The sequence below is a fragment of the Kitasatospora sp. NPDC087861 genome (genome assembly GCF_044742585.1).
GTDB lineage: Bacteria > Actinomycetota > Actinomycetes > Streptomycetales > Streptomycetaceae > Kitasatospora.
Genome location: NZ_JBIUUS010000004.1, coordinates 272,654 through 286,935, shown reverse-complemented (window position 1 = coordinate 286,935; position 14,282 = coordinate 272,654). Strand labels below are relative to the sequence as shown.

Sequence of the window (14,282 nt, the reverse complement as noted above, 5' to 3'; positions counted from 1 at the left end):
GGCGCAGGAGAACCGGCGTACGTGACACGGCCGGGCGGGGACGGACAATGGCGTCCGTCCCCGCCCGGCCGTACGTCTGCGCCCGGCCGGGTGTGGCGGTGGCCACGTGTGCAGCTGGACGGACGGAGCGTGCGGGCCTGCCAAGCTGGGGCGCATGACCAGACGCAAAAGCCCGCTCGTCGTCGTGGCCGTCCTGATCCTGGCCCTCGTCGCCGGGATCGGGTACCTGCTCGCCGGCAAGGGCGGCAGCAGCCACCCCAAGGCCGCCGCGAGCTCCACCGCCACCACGGCGGGCGCCTCGGCCGCCAAGCCCTCGGCGCCCAAGCCGTCCCCGCCGGCCGGCGGCACCCCCGCCCCGAGCGGCACCTGGGTGCCCGCCGACCCGGCGCTCGCCGACGTCTGCCGCACCAAGCTCCCCAGCCAGGCCCAGGACACCCTCGGCCTGATCGCCAAGGGCGGCCCCTACCCGTACAACCGTGACGGCATCGTCTTCGAGAACCGCGAGAGCCGCCTGCCGAAGAAGTCCGGCGGCTACTACCACGAGTTCACCGTCGTCACCCCCGGCTCCAACGACCGCGGCACCCGCCGCGTCGTCACCGGCAACTCCGGCGAGCAGTACTGGTCGGCGGACCACTACGCCACCTTCCAGGAGATCGACCCGCGCTGCTGACCGCCGCCGCCCGCCCGCCGGGTCCTCAACGGGCCCGGCGCCAGGTGATGCGGAGGTGGGGGCCGTGCGGGCCGGTGGTGAGGAGGGCGGTCAGCTCGTGGAGGACCGGGGTGGGGTCGCGCCGGAGCTGGATCGGGGTGGTGCGGACCACGGGGAGGCCGGCGGCGGTCAGCCGGTTGGCGCGGGCCCGGCCGCGTTCGTGGTCGGCGGGGCGCGGGTGCCAGGCGCGGGAGTCGATCTCCAACGCCACGCAGGCGTGCGGCCAGTAGGCGTCCGGGACGGCGAGGAAGCGGCCGTCCCGGAAGAGCACCGGGTTCCACAGCGGCTCGGGCAGGCCCGCGTGCGCCAGGAGTTCGCGGGCCTCGCCCTCGACCACCGACCGCACCCCGGCGGTGAGGTCCTCCACCACCCGGGCCACCTGCGGCAGCCCGAGCGCGCCCGGCCGGGCCAGCAAGTGGTCCAGCAGCTCGCCGAGTTCGCAGTGCCGCCGCTGGACGGCCTCCGCGCACAGCGCCCGGAACCGGCGCTGCCCGGTCTCGCCCGGCGCGAGGTCGGCCAGGGCCCGGGCGACGGTGGTGCTCCACAGCCCGTCGTCCCGCTCGAAGCCGCCCGGCAGCGGCCCGGCCGCCCGGTGGACCCGGACGAACTCGCGGTCGCCGACCCGGCGTTGACCGGGGATCAGCACATCGACCCGGCCGAGGTCCGCCGGGTGCCCGGCGCTCGGCAGTCCGGCGTCGGCCAGCACCGCGTCCCCGGTCAGCAGTACCTCGCCGGCCTGCGGCGCCCGCCCCTTCGGGCTCGCGTACGCCAGTGCGGCGCGCAGTCGCTGATGGGCGGTCAGCCGCCCGGTCTGCAGGCAGATCACCCGGGGCAGCACCTGCTGCCAGGGCCCGCCGGGGCGCAGCCGGTGGGCGATGGTGCCGGACGGCACCCCGAGTCGGCGCAGCTGCGCCCGGGTGACGATGTGCTGCTGGTCGGCGCCGAGCAGCACGACGGGGTCGGGAGGGTTCGCGCGGGTCATGCCCTGGGTGCTGCCCGCCTGGATCGGGGGTATGCGAAACATCGCCCGTCGGGGGCGCTCGCGGGAATGATGTTGACGGGGTGTCGGTCGAACCGTTCTGCTGGGGGCCATATGACGACTCCACCCACCAGCCCCGCGCTCGACGCGCTCGACGGTCTCTCCGTCGGCGACGCCTTCGGCGCCCAGTTCTTCGTCCCCGCCACCGCCGCCGCCCACTTCGCCGACCGCACCGACCCGCCCGGCCCCTGGCCGTGGACCGACGACACCGAGATGGCCTGCTCGGTGTACGCGGCGCACACCGAACGCGGCACGATCGACACCGCCGACCTCACCCAGGCGTTCGCCCTGCGCCACGACTTCGACCGGGGCTACGGCCCGGCCGCCAACCGCCTGCTGCGGCTGGTCCGCGAGGGCGGCGACGCCCGGGTCCTGGCGGCCGAACTCTTCGACGGCCAGGGCTCGTACGGCAACGGCGCCGCGATGCGGGTGGCCCCGCTGGGGGCGGCGTGCGCCGGGGACCTGGACGAGGTCGTCCGGCTGGCCGCCGAGACGGCGGCGATCACGCACACCCACCCGCAGGCGGTGGACGGCGCCGTCGCGGTCGCGGTGGCCGCCGCGTTCGCGGTGCGGGCGCGGACCGAGGCCATGACGCCGAGCGGCTTCCTGACCAAGGTCCGGCACTACACCCCGAGCGGTGCCGTCCACGACGGTCTGGCCGAGGCGGCCGCCCTGCTCGCCGAGCCGGATCCGGCGGCGGCCGCCCGGGTGCTCGGCAACGGCAGCCGGACGTCCGCCGCCGACACCGTCCCGTACGCCCTGTGGTGCGCCGCCCGCCGGCTGGCCGACTACCCGGCCGCCGTCCGGGAGGCGGTCGCGGCCGGCGGGGACATGGACACCGTCGCGGCGATCACCGGGGGAGTGGTCGCCGCGTACACCGGGACCCGGGGCATCCCGGCGGCCTGGCTGGCGGCCCGCGAGCCGCTGCCGGCCTGGGCGTTCCCGGAGCCCGGGTCGGTCACCGGCGGCCGGGGCCGCGCCGACATGCTGGTCCCGCGCCCGCACCCGGTTCCGGACGTGGTGTGGACGGAGGAGCAGTGGCAGCGGATCCGGACCGGCTCGGATCCGGCGGCGCTGGACCACCGGTGGTCCGTCCACACCCGGGAGGGCACCGTCCGGATCTGCCACTCCCGCAGCGGCCACGCCGTCTGGGAGGTGGCTGTCACCTCGGCGCGCGGCGGCCGGCGCCCGGTCTCGGCGATCGTCGAGGCGAGCCGCAACCGCTGGATGGCCCTGCCGGGCGAGCAGCACGGCACGGCGCTGCTCGCCTGGATCCTGGCGACCGCCGCCACCGGCGAACGGGTGCCGTTCAGGCCGTGATCAGGTGCCCGGGACCGCCGCCGTGTCTAAGGCACTCCTGGTTGATCGCCGGATCCGGGGCGCTGGGCGAGGTGGCGGCGGCGATCCGCAGCTCGATGATGTCGCGCACCGCGGGCCACTCGGAGTCGAGGATCGAGTAGAACGCGGTGGAGCGCACCACGCCGTCGAGCCCGCGCGAGTGGGCCCGGCGGACGCCCTCGGAGGTGGCGCCGAGCCGCTCGATGGCGGTGCACGAGCGCTGGTTGCGGGCGTCGGCACGCAGCGAGATCCGCTGCACCCCCCACTCCTCGAAGGCGTGGCGCAGCATCAGCAGCTTGGCCTCGGTGTTGATGCCGGTGCCCTGGGCGCGCGGCGAGAGCCAGCTGTTGCCGATCTCGGCGGCGTCCGGGACGGCCGTGGCCGGGTCGCCGACCGGCACCCCGGGCACCGGCGGCCAGACCACCGGGCCCTGCCAGTAGTCGAGTTCCAGGAACCGGGTGGAGCCGACCACCCGGCCGTCGGCGAGGTTCACCGTCGCGAACGGCAGCGACCGTCCCGCGGCCTGGTCGGAGAGGGCCCGCGCGATGTAGTCGCGGGCCGCCTCCAGGCCGTGCGGGACGGGCGTGAAGGCGTAGGTCGTACGGTCCTCGGCGCCGGCCTTGGCGATGGCCTCGGCATGGTGCGCGGCGAGGGGCTCCAGCCGCACGGTGCGGCCGGTGAGGATGACAGGTACGGGCACGGAACCTTCGGTCCTTCATCGGTCGGAGGGTGCCTCCCGTGCCGGGGTGCGGCTCGGGCTGCGCTTGACTGTTCGCCCCGATCCGGAGTCCGCCCGCCGGGTACCCGTGCACGCCGGAGGACCGGTCGGGCGGGGCGGGGGCGGCGGCCCGGAGCGGGCGGCGCGGTGCCGGAACGGACACGGATCCTCGGACCGGTCCGGCGGGATGAGCGAGGGGACAGTGTGCGTCCGCGAAATGGCCGAGGAGGAAACGAGAGCGCGAAGGGAAGCAGGCGGCCAGGTGAAGGCAAGATGCGTCGTGGGTGGCTGGCCGAACACCGGTCCGGGACGTGGTCGACGGCGTTACGGACGACGTGACGACGACGCGACGATGCGAGGCAGCGAGAGGACGATACCCGCCAGAAGGCGGTGCGTCACTTCGCGGCACGCGAATGGCGGTGCGGGCCTCCACCGCACCTCCCCGGCCGGGCCGTTGAACACCCGTGACCAGGGGCTTTCCCCCCGGGTGCGATCATGATCCGGAGCGGTCGGCGGAGGCCGCCGGGCGCGCCTTCCGGGGCGGTCGGGAATTCCGGCGGTGCCCGGCACGCTGGAGAGGACGAGAAGCCGGTACGTCGTGACGAGTAGAGAACGGGGTTGGGTGCGCGGTGCGTGACTTCCAGGCGCTGTACGAGCTGGATCAGCAGGGCGTGGCCGCGGTGGCGGCGGCCAACGTGGAGCTGCGCGACACCGGTGCGGGCCTCGTGCTGCTCCAGCACTTCGAGGGCTTCATGGACGCCGGCGAGGCCGGCGGCCAGGTGGTGGCCCACCTCCTGGAGACGGGCTCGCCGCAGGTGGTGGCCCGCTTCGACCACGACCGTCTGGTCGACTACCGGGCGCGCCGCCCCGCGATGGTCTTCGACCGCGACCAGTGGACGTCCTACGAGCCGCCGGAGATCCTGCTCCAGCTCGTCCGCGACTCCGCGGGCGCGCCGTTCCTGCTGCTCACCGGCCCCGAGCCGGACGTCGAGTGGGAGCGCTTCGCCGGCGCCGTCCGCGAGCTGGTGGAGCGCTTCGAGGTCCGGCTGTCGGTGGACTTCCACGGCATCCCGATGGGCGTGCCGCACACCCGCCCGGTCGGTCTGACCCCGCACGGCAACCGGCTGGACCTGGCGGCCGGCTACCCGCAGTGGTTCGAGCAGGCGCAGGTCCCGGGCAGTGCCCAGGCGCTGCTGGAGTACCGCCTGGCCGAGGCCGGGCACGACGTGCTGGGCTTCGCCGTGCACGTCCCGCACTACGTGGCGCGCTCGGCCTACCCGGCCGCCGCCGTGCTGATCCTGGAGGCGGTGCAGTCCGCCACCGGCCTGGTGCTGCCCGGCAACCGGCTGCGCGAGCGGGTCGGCGAGGTGTACGCCGACATCGAGGAGCAGCTGGCGCACGGGGACGGCGAGTTGCGCTCGGCCATCCGCGGCATGGAGGGCCAGTACGACGCGGTGGCGGGCGCGGAGGGCCGGGAGAGCCTGCTGGCCGAGCCGGTGGACCTGCCGTCGGCGGACGAGCTGGGGCGGCGCTTCGAGCAGTTCCTGGCCGAGCACGAGCGCGGCGCGGAGTAGGTCCGGAGCAGGCCCGGCGGGGCCGGGTCCGCCCGGTCCGTCATCAGCGGTCGGGAGTCGCGGGAGTCATTCGGTGGCGCCGTTCGTTGGTTCTTGCGGCGTCGGGGGACGCGCCGCCGTACGGAGCTGTCCGCGACGCCTATCCCCGGGGGGATGCCATGCGCACGACCACGCGCGCGACCATGTCCAGGACCATGCGCCCGACCGCCGCCCTGACGGCCGGGCTGGCCGCACTGCTGCTCGCCGGGTGCACCGGCGCGGGAGGGGCCGACGGCGGTTCGGGCTTCGCGGGCGCGCTGCCCGCCAAGAGCCCGAAGCCCACCCCGCCGCCCACCGGCCCGTACGTGGCCCTCGGCGACTCGTACACCGCCGGGCTGAAGATCGCCCCGCAGGTGGGCGAGCCGACGGGCTGCGCCCGCTCGGGGGTCAACTACCCGTCCCTGGTGGCGAAGGGGCTCGGGCTGGCGGCCGACAAGTTCCAGGACGTCAGCTGCAGCGGCGCCCGCACCGGGGACCTCACCGGCGCCCAGGAGACCGACCACGGCACCAACCCGCCCCAGCTGGACGCGCTGACCCCGGCCACCCGGCTGGTGACGGTCGGCATCGGCGGCAACGACGCGGGCTTCATGGAGGTCGTCAAGGAGTGCGCCAAGGAGAACCTGGTGGACGCGGTGAAGGGCATGGTCGGCGCCTCGCGCGCGGCCTCGCCCTGCCGCGAGCACTACGCCTCCGGCGGCACCGACCAGGTGCAGCGCAAGGTCGACGCGGCCGGTGAGCAGCTCGGCCGGATCCTGCAGGACATCAAGCACCGCTCCCCGCAGGCCCGGGTGTACGTGATCGGGTACCCGACGCTGCTGCCGTCCGACCCGGAGGCCTGCCGGCCGGTGCTGGGCAAGACGGTCGCCGGGGGAGACCTGGGCTTCCTCTCGGAGAAGGAGCAGCAGCTCAACGGCATGCTGAAGAAGCGCGCGGAGGGAGCCGGCGCGGTGTTCGTGGACGCGGCCACCCCCTCGGCCGGGCACGACATGTGCGCGGGCGAGGCCACCCGCTGGGTCGAGCCGCCGTTCCCGGCCCCGGGCCTGGCGGCGATCCACCCCAACGCCAAGGGGCAGGAGGCGGTGGCCGCCGCCGTCCTGAAGGCCGTCCGCGGCTGAGGCTGAGGGCGAGGCTGAGGGCGAAGACGGCAGGCCGGGGCGGGCACCAGCGCGTACCGCAGGATTCACGCCCCGGCCCGCGCCCCTTCGCGCGCGGCTCACCCCGGGTGTCGGGGGCGCGGCGTACGGTGAGGAGCATATGGATGACACCGCGAACCGCCTCGCCGCCGCCCCGTTCCCGTACGACCGCACCGCCGAGGCCCGCTGGGTCCCCGAACCGGACAAGCGCCCGGGCCGTACGGCCTTCCAGCGCGACCGCGCCCGGGTGCTGCACTCGGCGGCGCTGCGGCGGCTGGCCGGCATCACCCAGGTGGTCGCCCCGATGCGCACCGACTTCCCCCGCACCCGGCTCACCCACTCCCTCGAATGCGCTCAGGTCGGGCGGGAGTTGGGAGCGGCCCTGGGCTGCGACCCGGACCTCGTGGAGGCCGGCTGTCTGGCCCACGACATCGGCCACCCGCCGTTCGGCCACACCGGCGAGGAGGCGCTCGACCAGGCCGCCGAGGCCTGCGGCGGCTTCGAGGGCAACGCGCAGTCGCTGCGCATCCTCACCCGGCTCGAACCCAAGCGCTTCGCCCCGCCGGGCGAGCAGCCCGCCGCCCGGCTGGCGCCCTGGCCCGGCCGCAGCGTCGGCCTCAACCTGACCCGTGCCGCCCTCGACGCCGCCACCAAGTACCCGTGGACCCGCGGCGCGCACCCGGTCGACCCGGCCTCGTCCAAGTACGGCGTATACGCCGACGACCTGCCGGTGTTCCGCTGGCTGCGGGCCGGCTCCCCGGCCGGGCGCAAGTGCTTCGAGGCCACCGTCATGGACTGGTCCGACGACGTCGCCTACTCCACCCACGACGTCGAGGACGGCCTCCAGGCCGGCCACATCGACCCGGCCGCGCTGCGCGCGCCGAGCGAACGGGCCGAGCTCTTCAAGGTCGCCGAGCGCTACGCCCCGGACGCCGGGCCGGAGGAGCTGGCCGCCGCCCTCGACCGGCTGCTCGGCCAGGACTGGTGGCCCCGCGCGTACGACGGCACGGCCCGCGCCCGGGCCGGGCTGAAGGACCTCACCAGCCAGCTGATCGGCCGCTTCTGCCTGGCCGCCGAGCAGGCCACCCGGGCCCGCTACGGCCCCGGCCGACTCACCCGGTACACGGCCGAGCTGGTGGTGCCGCGCGGTGTCCGGCTGGAGTGCGCGGTGCTCAAGGCGGTCGCCGTCCGCTTCGTGATGCAGCGCGACGAGCAGGCCCAGCTGCGGGCCCGCCAGCGGATCGTGATCGCCGAGCTGGCGTACGTGCTCGCCCAGCGCGCCCCCGAGGGCCTGGACCCGGTGTTCGCCGCGCTCTACCGTGAGGCCGAGGACGACCGCGCCGCCCTGCGGGCGGTCATCGACCAGATCGCCACCCTCACCGACGCCTCCGCCCTCGCCCTGCACGCCCGGCTCGTCGGCGCCGCCTGGTCCTGACCCGGCCGGTCCGCTACGCGGCCGGCCGGAAACCCCGGCCACCCCAGTAGACTTCCGGGGTGGCCGGGCGGATCAGGGACGAAGACGTACAGGCGGTGCGCAGCGCACTGCCGATCGACGCGGTGGTCGGCGACTACGTTCAGCTGACCAACGGTGGCGGCGGCGAGTACAAGGGCGTCTGCCCCTTCCACGACGAGAAGTCCGCCTCCTTCTACGTGAACCCCGCCAAGGGCGTCTTCCACTGCTTCGGCTGCCAGGAGAACGGCGACACCATCGCCTTCCTGATGAAGATCGAGCACTTCACCTTCGCCGAGGCCGTCGAGCGGATGGCCGCCCAGGCCGGCATCACCCTGCGCTACGAGGAGGGCGGCTACAACCCCCGCCACCAGCAGGGCGAGCGGACCCGCCTGGTCGAGGCGCACAAGGTCGCCGCCGCCTACTACCAGGAGCAGCTGGCCGGGCCGGAGGCCGAGATCGGCCGCCGCTTCCTGGCCGAGCGCGGCTTCGACGAGGAGGCCGCCCGGACCTTCGGCGTCGGCTACGCGCCGGTCGGCTGGGAGCACCTGGTCCGCTACCTGCGCGGCAAGGGCTTCTCCGACAAGGAGATCCTGCTCGGCGGCCTGGCCTCGCAGGGCCAGCGCGGCGGTCTGATCGACCGCTTCCGGGGCCGGCTGGTCTGGCCGATCCGGGACATCGCGGGCGAGGTGGTCGGCTTCGGGGCCCGCCGCCTGCGCGAGGACGACAACGGCCCGAAGTACCTGAACACGCCCGAGACGCCGATCTACAAGAAGTCGCACGTGCTGTACGGCATCGACCTGGCGAAGAAGGAGATCGCCAAGTCGGGCCGCGCGGTGGTGGTCGAGGGCTACACCGATGTGATGGCCTGCCACCTGGCCGGGGTCACCTCGGCGGTGGCCACCTGCGGCACGGCCTTCGCCGAGGACCACATCAAGATCATCCGCCGGCTGCTGATGGACACCTCGCAGTACCGCGGCGAGACGGTCTTCACCTTCGACGGCGACGCGGCCGGCCAGAAGGCCGCCCTGCGGGCCTTCGAGGACGACCAGAAGTTCGCCGCCAAGACCTCCATCGCGGTCAGCCCGGGCGGCATGGACCCGTGCGAGCTGCGCCTGGCCCAGGGCGACGAGGCGGTCAAGCAGCTGATCGACAACCCCGTCCCGCTGTTCGAGTTCGCGCTGACCTCGGCGGTGGCCCGGCACCGGGTGGACACCCCGGAGGGGCGGTCGGCGGCGCTGGAGGAGGCGGCCCCGATCGTCGCCAAGATCAAGGACCGCTCGATCCAGCACGAGTACGCCGTCCGCCTGGCCGGCATGCTCGGCATCCTGGACGAGCCCTTCGTCGTCCGCCGGGTCTCCCAGCTGGCCCGCTGGGACCGCGAGCGCCAGCAGAATCCCAGGGGCGCCGACCGCGGCCGCCGCCCCGAGCCCGCGCCGGCCCGACCGGCCCAACCCGCCTTCCGGCTCAACCCGCGCGACCCGGCCCAGTTCGTCGAGCGGGAGCTGCTCAAACTGGCGCTCCAGCACCCGGACCTGGTCAGCCCGGCCTTCGACCACTACGGCGACGACGAGTTCCCCACCCTGCCCTACACCGCCGTCCGGCAGGCCATCGCCAAGGCCGGCGGCGCCGCGTACGGGGCGACGCTGCCGGACTTCACCAACGCGGTGCGCGAGGCGGCCCCGGACGACCAGGTGCGTTCGCTGGTGACCGAGCTGACCGTCGAGCCGGTGCGCTCGCGCCGGAAGGTGGACGCGATCTACGCGGGGGAGTTCCTGGTCAAGCTGCGCCTGCTGGCGGTGGACCGGCGGATCGCCGAGGTGCGCGGCTACCTGCAGCGGCTCGGCCACCGGGCCGACGCCGAGCAGTTGCACGCGGTGCAGACCGAGCTGTGGCAGCTCCAGCAGTACGGCCAGCAGCTCCGCAGCCGGGGCGCCGCGGCCCTGTAGGCGCGGGCGGGCCGGCGGGAACAGCGGAGAAAGTCCGCGCACGAGTCTCGGCCACGGAGCGTGGCGTACCGCACACTGGAGGGCGTCCCACCTCCGTCCAGCGCGGGTCCGCCAGAGTCGCGCCCGCCCCGAGGGATGCCCGTGGACCAAGGCCTTGCCGCGACGTCCGGTGCGACCGCCGCACCGACCACCACCAGTACCCGACCGAACCCCGGCGGCCCGACCGGGGAGCAGGAGACCGACCACGGCCGGGCCGGGGCCGCACCCCCGGACGGCGCCCGGGTCCCCGCCCAGGGCCTGCCGGAGGGGCACCCCGAGAGCCCGGAGCCGGACCTCGACGCCGAGGCGCCCGGGCTCGACGGCGAGGCCCCGGAGTCCGACGGCGAGCCCTCCGGTGGCGAGCCCTCCGGTGGCGAGTCCTCCGACGGCGAGTCCTCCGACGGTGGGGACGGGGAGGAGTCCCGCCCGCAGGCCGAGGGCGTCGCCGGACCGGCGGCGGACCTGCTCCGCCAGTACCTGCGCGAGATCGGCCGGGTCCGGCTGCTCACCGCCGTCGAGGAGGTGGAGCTGGCCCGCCGGGTCGAGGCCGGCCTGTTCGCCGAGGACCGGCTGAACGGCGACCCGCCGCCGCCCGACCACCTGGCCCGCGAACTGGACACCCTGGTGGTGCTGGGCCGGATCGCCAAGCGCCGGCTGATCGAGGCGAACCTGCGCCTGGTGGTGTCCGTCGCCAAGCGCTACGTGGGCCGTGGGCTGACCCTGCTGGACCTGATCCAGGAGGGCAACCTGGGCCTGATCCGGGCGGTGGAGAAGTTCGACTACGCCCGCGGCTACAAGTTCTCCACGTACGCCACCTGGTGGATCCGGCAGGCGATGAGCCGGGCGCTGGCCGACCAGGCCCGAACGATCCGGGTGCCGGTGCACGTGGTCGAGCTGATCAACCGGGTGGTCCGGGTGCAGCGCGTCCTGCTGCAGCAACGCGGCCTGGAACCGACCTCAGCCGAGATCGCCGCCGCCCTGGAGCTGACCGAGGAGCGGGTGCGCGAACTGCTCCGGCTGGCCCAGGAGCCGATCTCGCTGCACACCCCGGTCGGCGAGGAGGACGACGTCGCGCTCGGCGACCTGATCGAGGACGCCGACGCCGCCTCACCCGCGGAGTCCGCCACCTTCCTGCTGCTGCGCCAGCACCTGGACGCGGTCCTGGCCACCCTGGGCGAGCGGGAGCGCCAGGTCGTCCAGCTCCGCTACGGGCTGGACGACGGCCGCCCGCGCACGCTGGAGGAGATCGGCACGGTGTTCGGCGTGACCCGGGAGCGGATCCGCCAGATCGAGTCGAAGACGCTGATCAAGCTCCGCGACCACGCCTTCGCGGCGCAGCTGCGCGGGTACCTCGACTGAACCACCGGCGCTTACGGCGAGGGCTGCGCGGTGGTCGGCTGGGCGGGGGACGGCGGGTCGGTGGCCGCCGAGCCCGTGCCGGTGCCCGGGGGCGGTGAGGCGGGGCCGATCGGGATCGGGGTGGAGGCCACCACGGTGGCCAGGTCGGAGACGGTCGGGGTGCAGACGTGCCCGGCCGGCTGGTACCCGCAGACCTGGAAGGTGGTGGCGGGGTCCGCCGCGTCCAGCATCGACGAGTAGTTGTCGTAGCCCCAGTGGATGAGCGCCATCTCGCTCTCGCCGGAGCCGTCGGTGATGGTCGCGTAGTCCTTCGGCTGGCCCTCGGTGATCGCCGCCCAGGCCGCCTGGCAGGTCTGGCTGTACCGGAGGTAGACGACCACCTTGCCGATGACGTCGGTCTGCAGGGTCCGGGCGTCCTTGCCGCAGCCGGTGGCCTTGGGGTCCTTGTGCGCGCAGCCGACGGCCTGGCAGGTGGGGGTGGCCGGGACGGGCTTGGCCTCGGTGGCGGTCGGCGAGGCGGTCGGGACGGGCTCGGCGACGGCCTCCGGCTGCTCCTGGTGCCGGGTGATCCGCAGGCCGACGAGCACCAGCAGGGTCACCAGCACGGCGGCGCCGACCGGCAGCGTCGCCGGGTGCCGCCACCACGCCACCGGCGGCCTCCCGGCGTCGCCGGGCCGGTCGGTCCCGTCCAACAGGTCCGGCTGGTCCGGTTGGCCGGCCGCGGGCGCCTGTGCGGAGGGCCCTTCCGCCGGGGGCTCCTCGACCGCCGCGTCCTCCTCGGGAGCCTCCTCCGGGACGGGCTCGCCGTCCTCCCCGGGCGTCGCCACGGCCTGCTCCCACAGCGCCCGCAGGGCGGCCCGGTCGCAGTCCACCGCCCCCGTCAGCGCCTCCAGCGCCTGCTCGGTGATGACCCGCTTGCCGTTGAGCCAGCGCTCCCAGGAGGCCCGGCTGTAGTGCGTCCGGGTGGCCAGCTCGGACAGCGAGAGCCCGGCGGCGTCCTTGATGGTCCGGAGTTCCTCGGCCAGGCGTCTGGCGGGTTCGGACAGCTCTTCGGGCAGGTTCTTCCAGGCGGAACCCATGGGGCCTTCCAACGATGCGAGACGGACACGGGGAACGGGGAAAGCGGAACGGGCTCCGGCCTGGGCCGTTCGGGTGTCTCCGCTTCTCCAAACTCATCGGCCTGGCGTCCCAAACCCCAGGTCATGGCGCTGAGACGGACGGAAGTGTCTCACAACCCCCGGGAACGCTTTAACCCGCACGCGTTCGTCGTGCACAGTTCTCTGGTCGGTGTGGTTCGCCACCCGGCGGCGTCGTTCGGACCCGGACCGGTCACCGGCCCGAAGTCCGGCATCCACGTCCCGATTCCCCCACCGGCCGGGGCAGCCTCGCGGGGGGAGGCTGCCCCGGTTCGTCCGGGACGCACGGTGGGGAGGGCGCTTCGCCGCGCTCTCCCCACCGTGATCACGTCCCGGTGGCCGTCAGTGGTGGAAGCCTGACCGGGCCGGAATCCCGAGCTCCTTGAGCGGGCCGGGCTGACGCCGCAGCTCCGGCATGATCCGGGTGAGGTCGGTCAGCAGCAGGTCGGCGAGGTCCTGGGAGAAGCCGTTGCGGCAGACCACCCGGAGCACCGACAGGTCCGTCCGGTTCGGGGGGAAGGTGTAGGCGGGCACCTGCCAGCCGCGCTCGCGCAGCCGCCGCGAGACGTCGAACACGTCGAACGGCACGTCGTCGGTGGTGGTGAAGGCGAAGACCGGCAGCTGGTCGCCGCGGGTCAGCAGCCGGAAGCCGCCCAACCGCCCGATCGCCCCGGACAGGTAGGTGGCGACCTCGCGGCAGGCGCCCTGGACGGCCCGGAAGCCGTCCCGGCCGAGCCGCAGGAAGACGTAGTACTGCGCCACCACCTCGGCTCCGGGGCGGGAGAAGTTGAGCGCGAAGGTCGGCATCTCGCCGCCGAGGTAGTTGACCCGGAAGACCAGTTCCTCCGGCAGCGCCTCCTGGTCGCGCCACAGGGCCCAGCCGACGCCGGGGTAGACCAGGCCGTACTTGTGCCCGGAGCTGTTGATCGAGGCCACCCGGGGGAGGCGGAAGTCCCAGACCAGCTCGGGGTCGAGGAAGGGGGCCACCATGCCGCCGGAGGCGCCGTCCACGTGCACCGGGATGTCGAGGCCGGTGCGCTGCTGGAACCCGTCCAGGGCCGCGCAGATCTCCGCGATCGGCTCGTAGGAGCCGTCGAAGGTGGAGCCGAGCACGCCGACCACGCCGATGGTGTTCTCGTCGCACAGCGCGACCGCCTGCTCGGCGTCGAGGTGGAAGCGCTCGCCCTCCATCGGCGCGGTGCGGGCCTCGACCTCCCAGAAGTTGCAGAACTTCTCCCAGCACACCTGTACGTTGCCGCCCATCACCAGGTTGGGCCGGGCCCCGGCTGAGTAGCGGTCGGCGTTGCGGCGCATCCAGCGGCGCTTGAGCGCCAGGCCGGCCAGCATGCAGGCCTCGCTGGAGCCGGTGGTGGAGCAGCCGACCGCGCTGTCCGGGTCGGGTGCGTGCCAGAGGTCGGCGAGGATCGCCACGCAGCGCCGTTCCAGCTCGGCGGTCTGCGGGTACTCGTCCTTGTCGATCATGTTCTTGTCCAGGCACTCGGTCATCAGCCGGGTGGCCTGCGCCTCCATCGAGGTGGTGACGAAGGTCGCCAGGTTGAGCCTGGCGTTGCCGTCGAGCATCAGCTCGTCGTGGATCAGCTGGTACGCGGTGTCGGCCGCGACGGGCCCCGCGCCGAGCCGGTGCAGCGGCGGCGCCAGCTTCATCGTGCCCAGCGGGTCGGCGGCGCCCATGAACGGACTGATGCTCAGCCGGCGGTCGTCGCCGGCCCCCTTGTGCAGCGCCATGGGATCCTGCCGCCCTTCACTCCGGTGGCCGTGTCCCGTCCAACGCTGCCATC

General features: G+C 74.4%; 11 protein-coding genes. 7 read left to right on the top strand and 4 right to left on the bottom strand.

The window, feature by feature from the left end:
• The first annotated feature begins 154 nt into the window (after window positions 1-154).
• Window positions 155-670 carry a ribonuclease gene (locus ACIOJE_RS08615; protein ID WP_280676931.1) on the top strand — a complete coding sequence of 172 codons (516 nt, stop codon included), beginning with the start codon at window positions 155-157 and terminating at the stop codon, window positions 668-670.
• 25 nt (window positions 671-695) lie between these two features.
• On the opposite strand, the gene ACIOJE_RS08610 is transcribed toward ACIOJE_RS08615, so the two are convergent.
• Window positions 696-1,691, bottom strand: coding sequence for a hypothetical protein (locus ACIOJE_RS08610; RefSeq protein WP_400774409.1), 996 nt, complete (start codon window positions 1,689-1,691; stop codon window positions 696-698).
• Between the two features lie 111 nt (window positions 1,692-1,802).
• Here ACIOJE_RS08610 and ACIOJE_RS08605 point away from each other — a divergent pair, with 111 nt between their 5' ends.
• Window positions 1,803-3,068 (top strand): ADP-ribosylglycohydrolase family protein, encoded by a 1,266-nt coding sequence (locus ACIOJE_RS08605; RefSeq protein WP_400774407.1) that lies wholly within the window; start codon window positions 1,803-1,805, stop codon window positions 3,066-3,068.
• Here the strand turns inward: ACIOJE_RS08605 and ACIOJE_RS08600 are convergent.
• The gene (locus ACIOJE_RS08600; RefSeq protein WP_280676927.1) at window positions 3,058-3,786 is read right to left on the bottom strand and encodes a GNAT family protein; all 729 of its coding nucleotides are present in this window, start codon (window positions 3,784-3,786) and stop codon (window positions 3,058-3,060) included. The two genes, ACIOJE_RS08605 and ACIOJE_RS08600, sit on opposite strands and share 11 nt — an antisense overlap.
• Window positions 3,787-4,433: 647 nt before the next feature.
• Between ACIOJE_RS08600 and ACIOJE_RS08595 the strand changes: the two genes are divergently transcribed.
• From ACIOJE_RS08595 to ACIOJE_RS08575, 5 genes are all read left to right on the top strand, one after another.
• A complete protein-coding gene (locus tag ACIOJE_RS08595; RefSeq protein WP_280676924.1) occupies window positions 4,434-5,378 on the top strand; it encodes a PAC2 family protein in 945 nt (314 codons plus the stop codon).
• 158 nt (window positions 5,379-5,536) lie between these two features.
• Window positions 5,537-6,532, top strand: a complete 996-nt coding sequence (locus ACIOJE_RS08590; protein ID WP_400774404.1) for an SGNH/GDSL hydrolase family protein — start codon at window positions 5,537-5,539, stop codon at window positions 6,530-6,532.
• Window positions 6,533-6,671: 139 nt separating this feature from the next.
• Window positions 6,672-7,985, top strand: a complete 1,314-nt coding sequence (locus tag ACIOJE_RS08585) for a deoxyguanosinetriphosphate triphosphohydrolase (RefSeq protein ID WP_400774402.1) — start codon at window positions 6,672-6,674, stop codon at window positions 7,983-7,985.
• A gap of 59 nt (window positions 7,986-8,044) precedes the next feature.
• A complete protein-coding gene (gene dnaG, locus ACIOJE_RS08580) occupies window positions 8,045-9,949 on the top strand; it encodes a DNA primase (protein WP_280676918.1) in 1,905 nt (634 codons plus the stop codon).
• Between the two features lie 135 nt (window positions 9,950-10,084).
• Window positions 10,085-11,347: an RNA polymerase sigma factor gene (locus ACIOJE_RS08575; RefSeq protein WP_400774399.1), complete on the top strand. Its 1,263-nt coding sequence runs from the start codon at window positions 10,085-10,087 to the stop codon at window positions 11,345-11,347.
• An 11-nt stretch (window positions 11,348-11,358) separates the two neighbouring features.
• Here the strand turns inward: ACIOJE_RS08575 and ACIOJE_RS08570 are convergent, their stop codons facing one another.
• Together ACIOJE_RS08570 and ACIOJE_RS08565 are read right to left on the bottom strand one after the other, a co-directional pair.
• Window positions 11,359-12,426 (bottom strand): DUF2690 domain-containing protein, encoded by a 1,068-nt coding sequence (locus ACIOJE_RS08570; protein ID WP_400774398.1) that lies wholly within the window; start codon window positions 12,424-12,426, stop codon window positions 11,359-11,361.
• A gap of 399 nt (window positions 12,427-12,825) precedes the next feature.
• On the bottom strand, window positions 12,826-14,229 hold the full coding sequence (locus ACIOJE_RS08565; protein WP_280676912.1) for a glutamate decarboxylase: 1,404 nt from the start codon (window positions 14,227-14,229) through the stop codon (window positions 12,826-12,828).
• Window positions 14,230-14,282: the final 53 nt, after the last annotated feature.

Excerpts from the sequence above, each read along its gene's own strand:
- ACIOJE_RS08610 (WP_400774409.1), bottom strand. The coding sequence starts at position 1,691 with ATGACCCGCGCGAACCCTCCCGACCCCGTCGTGCTGCTCGGCGCCGAC.
- ACIOJE_RS08565 (WP_280676912.1), bottom strand. The coding sequence starts at position 14,229 with ATGGCGCTGCACAAGGGGGCCGGCGACGACCGCCGGCTGAGCATCAGT.
- ACIOJE_RS08575 (WP_400774399.1), top strand. The coding sequence starts at position 10,085 with ATGCCCGTGGACCAAGGCCTTGCCGCGACGTCCGGTGCGACCGCCGCA.
- ACIOJE_RS08605 (WP_400774407.1), top strand. The coding sequence starts at position 1,803 with ATGACGACTCCACCCACCAGCCCCGCGCTCGACGCGCTCGACGGTCTC.
- ACIOJE_RS08590 (WP_400774404.1), top strand. The coding sequence starts at position 5,537 with ATGCGCACGACCACGCGCGCGACCATGTCCAGGACCATGCGCCCGACC.
- ACIOJE_RS08570 (WP_400774398.1), bottom strand. The coding sequence starts at position 12,426 with ATGGGTTCCGCCTGGAAGAACCTGCCCGAAGAGCTGTCCGAACCCGCC.
- ACIOJE_RS08585 (WP_400774402.1), top strand. The coding sequence starts at position 6,672 with ATGGATGACACCGCGAACCGCCTCGCCGCCGCCCCGTTCCCGTACGAC.
- ACIOJE_RS08615 (WP_280676931.1), top strand. The coding sequence starts at position 155 with ATGACCAGACGCAAAAGCCCGCTCGTCGTCGTGGCCGTCCTGATCCTG.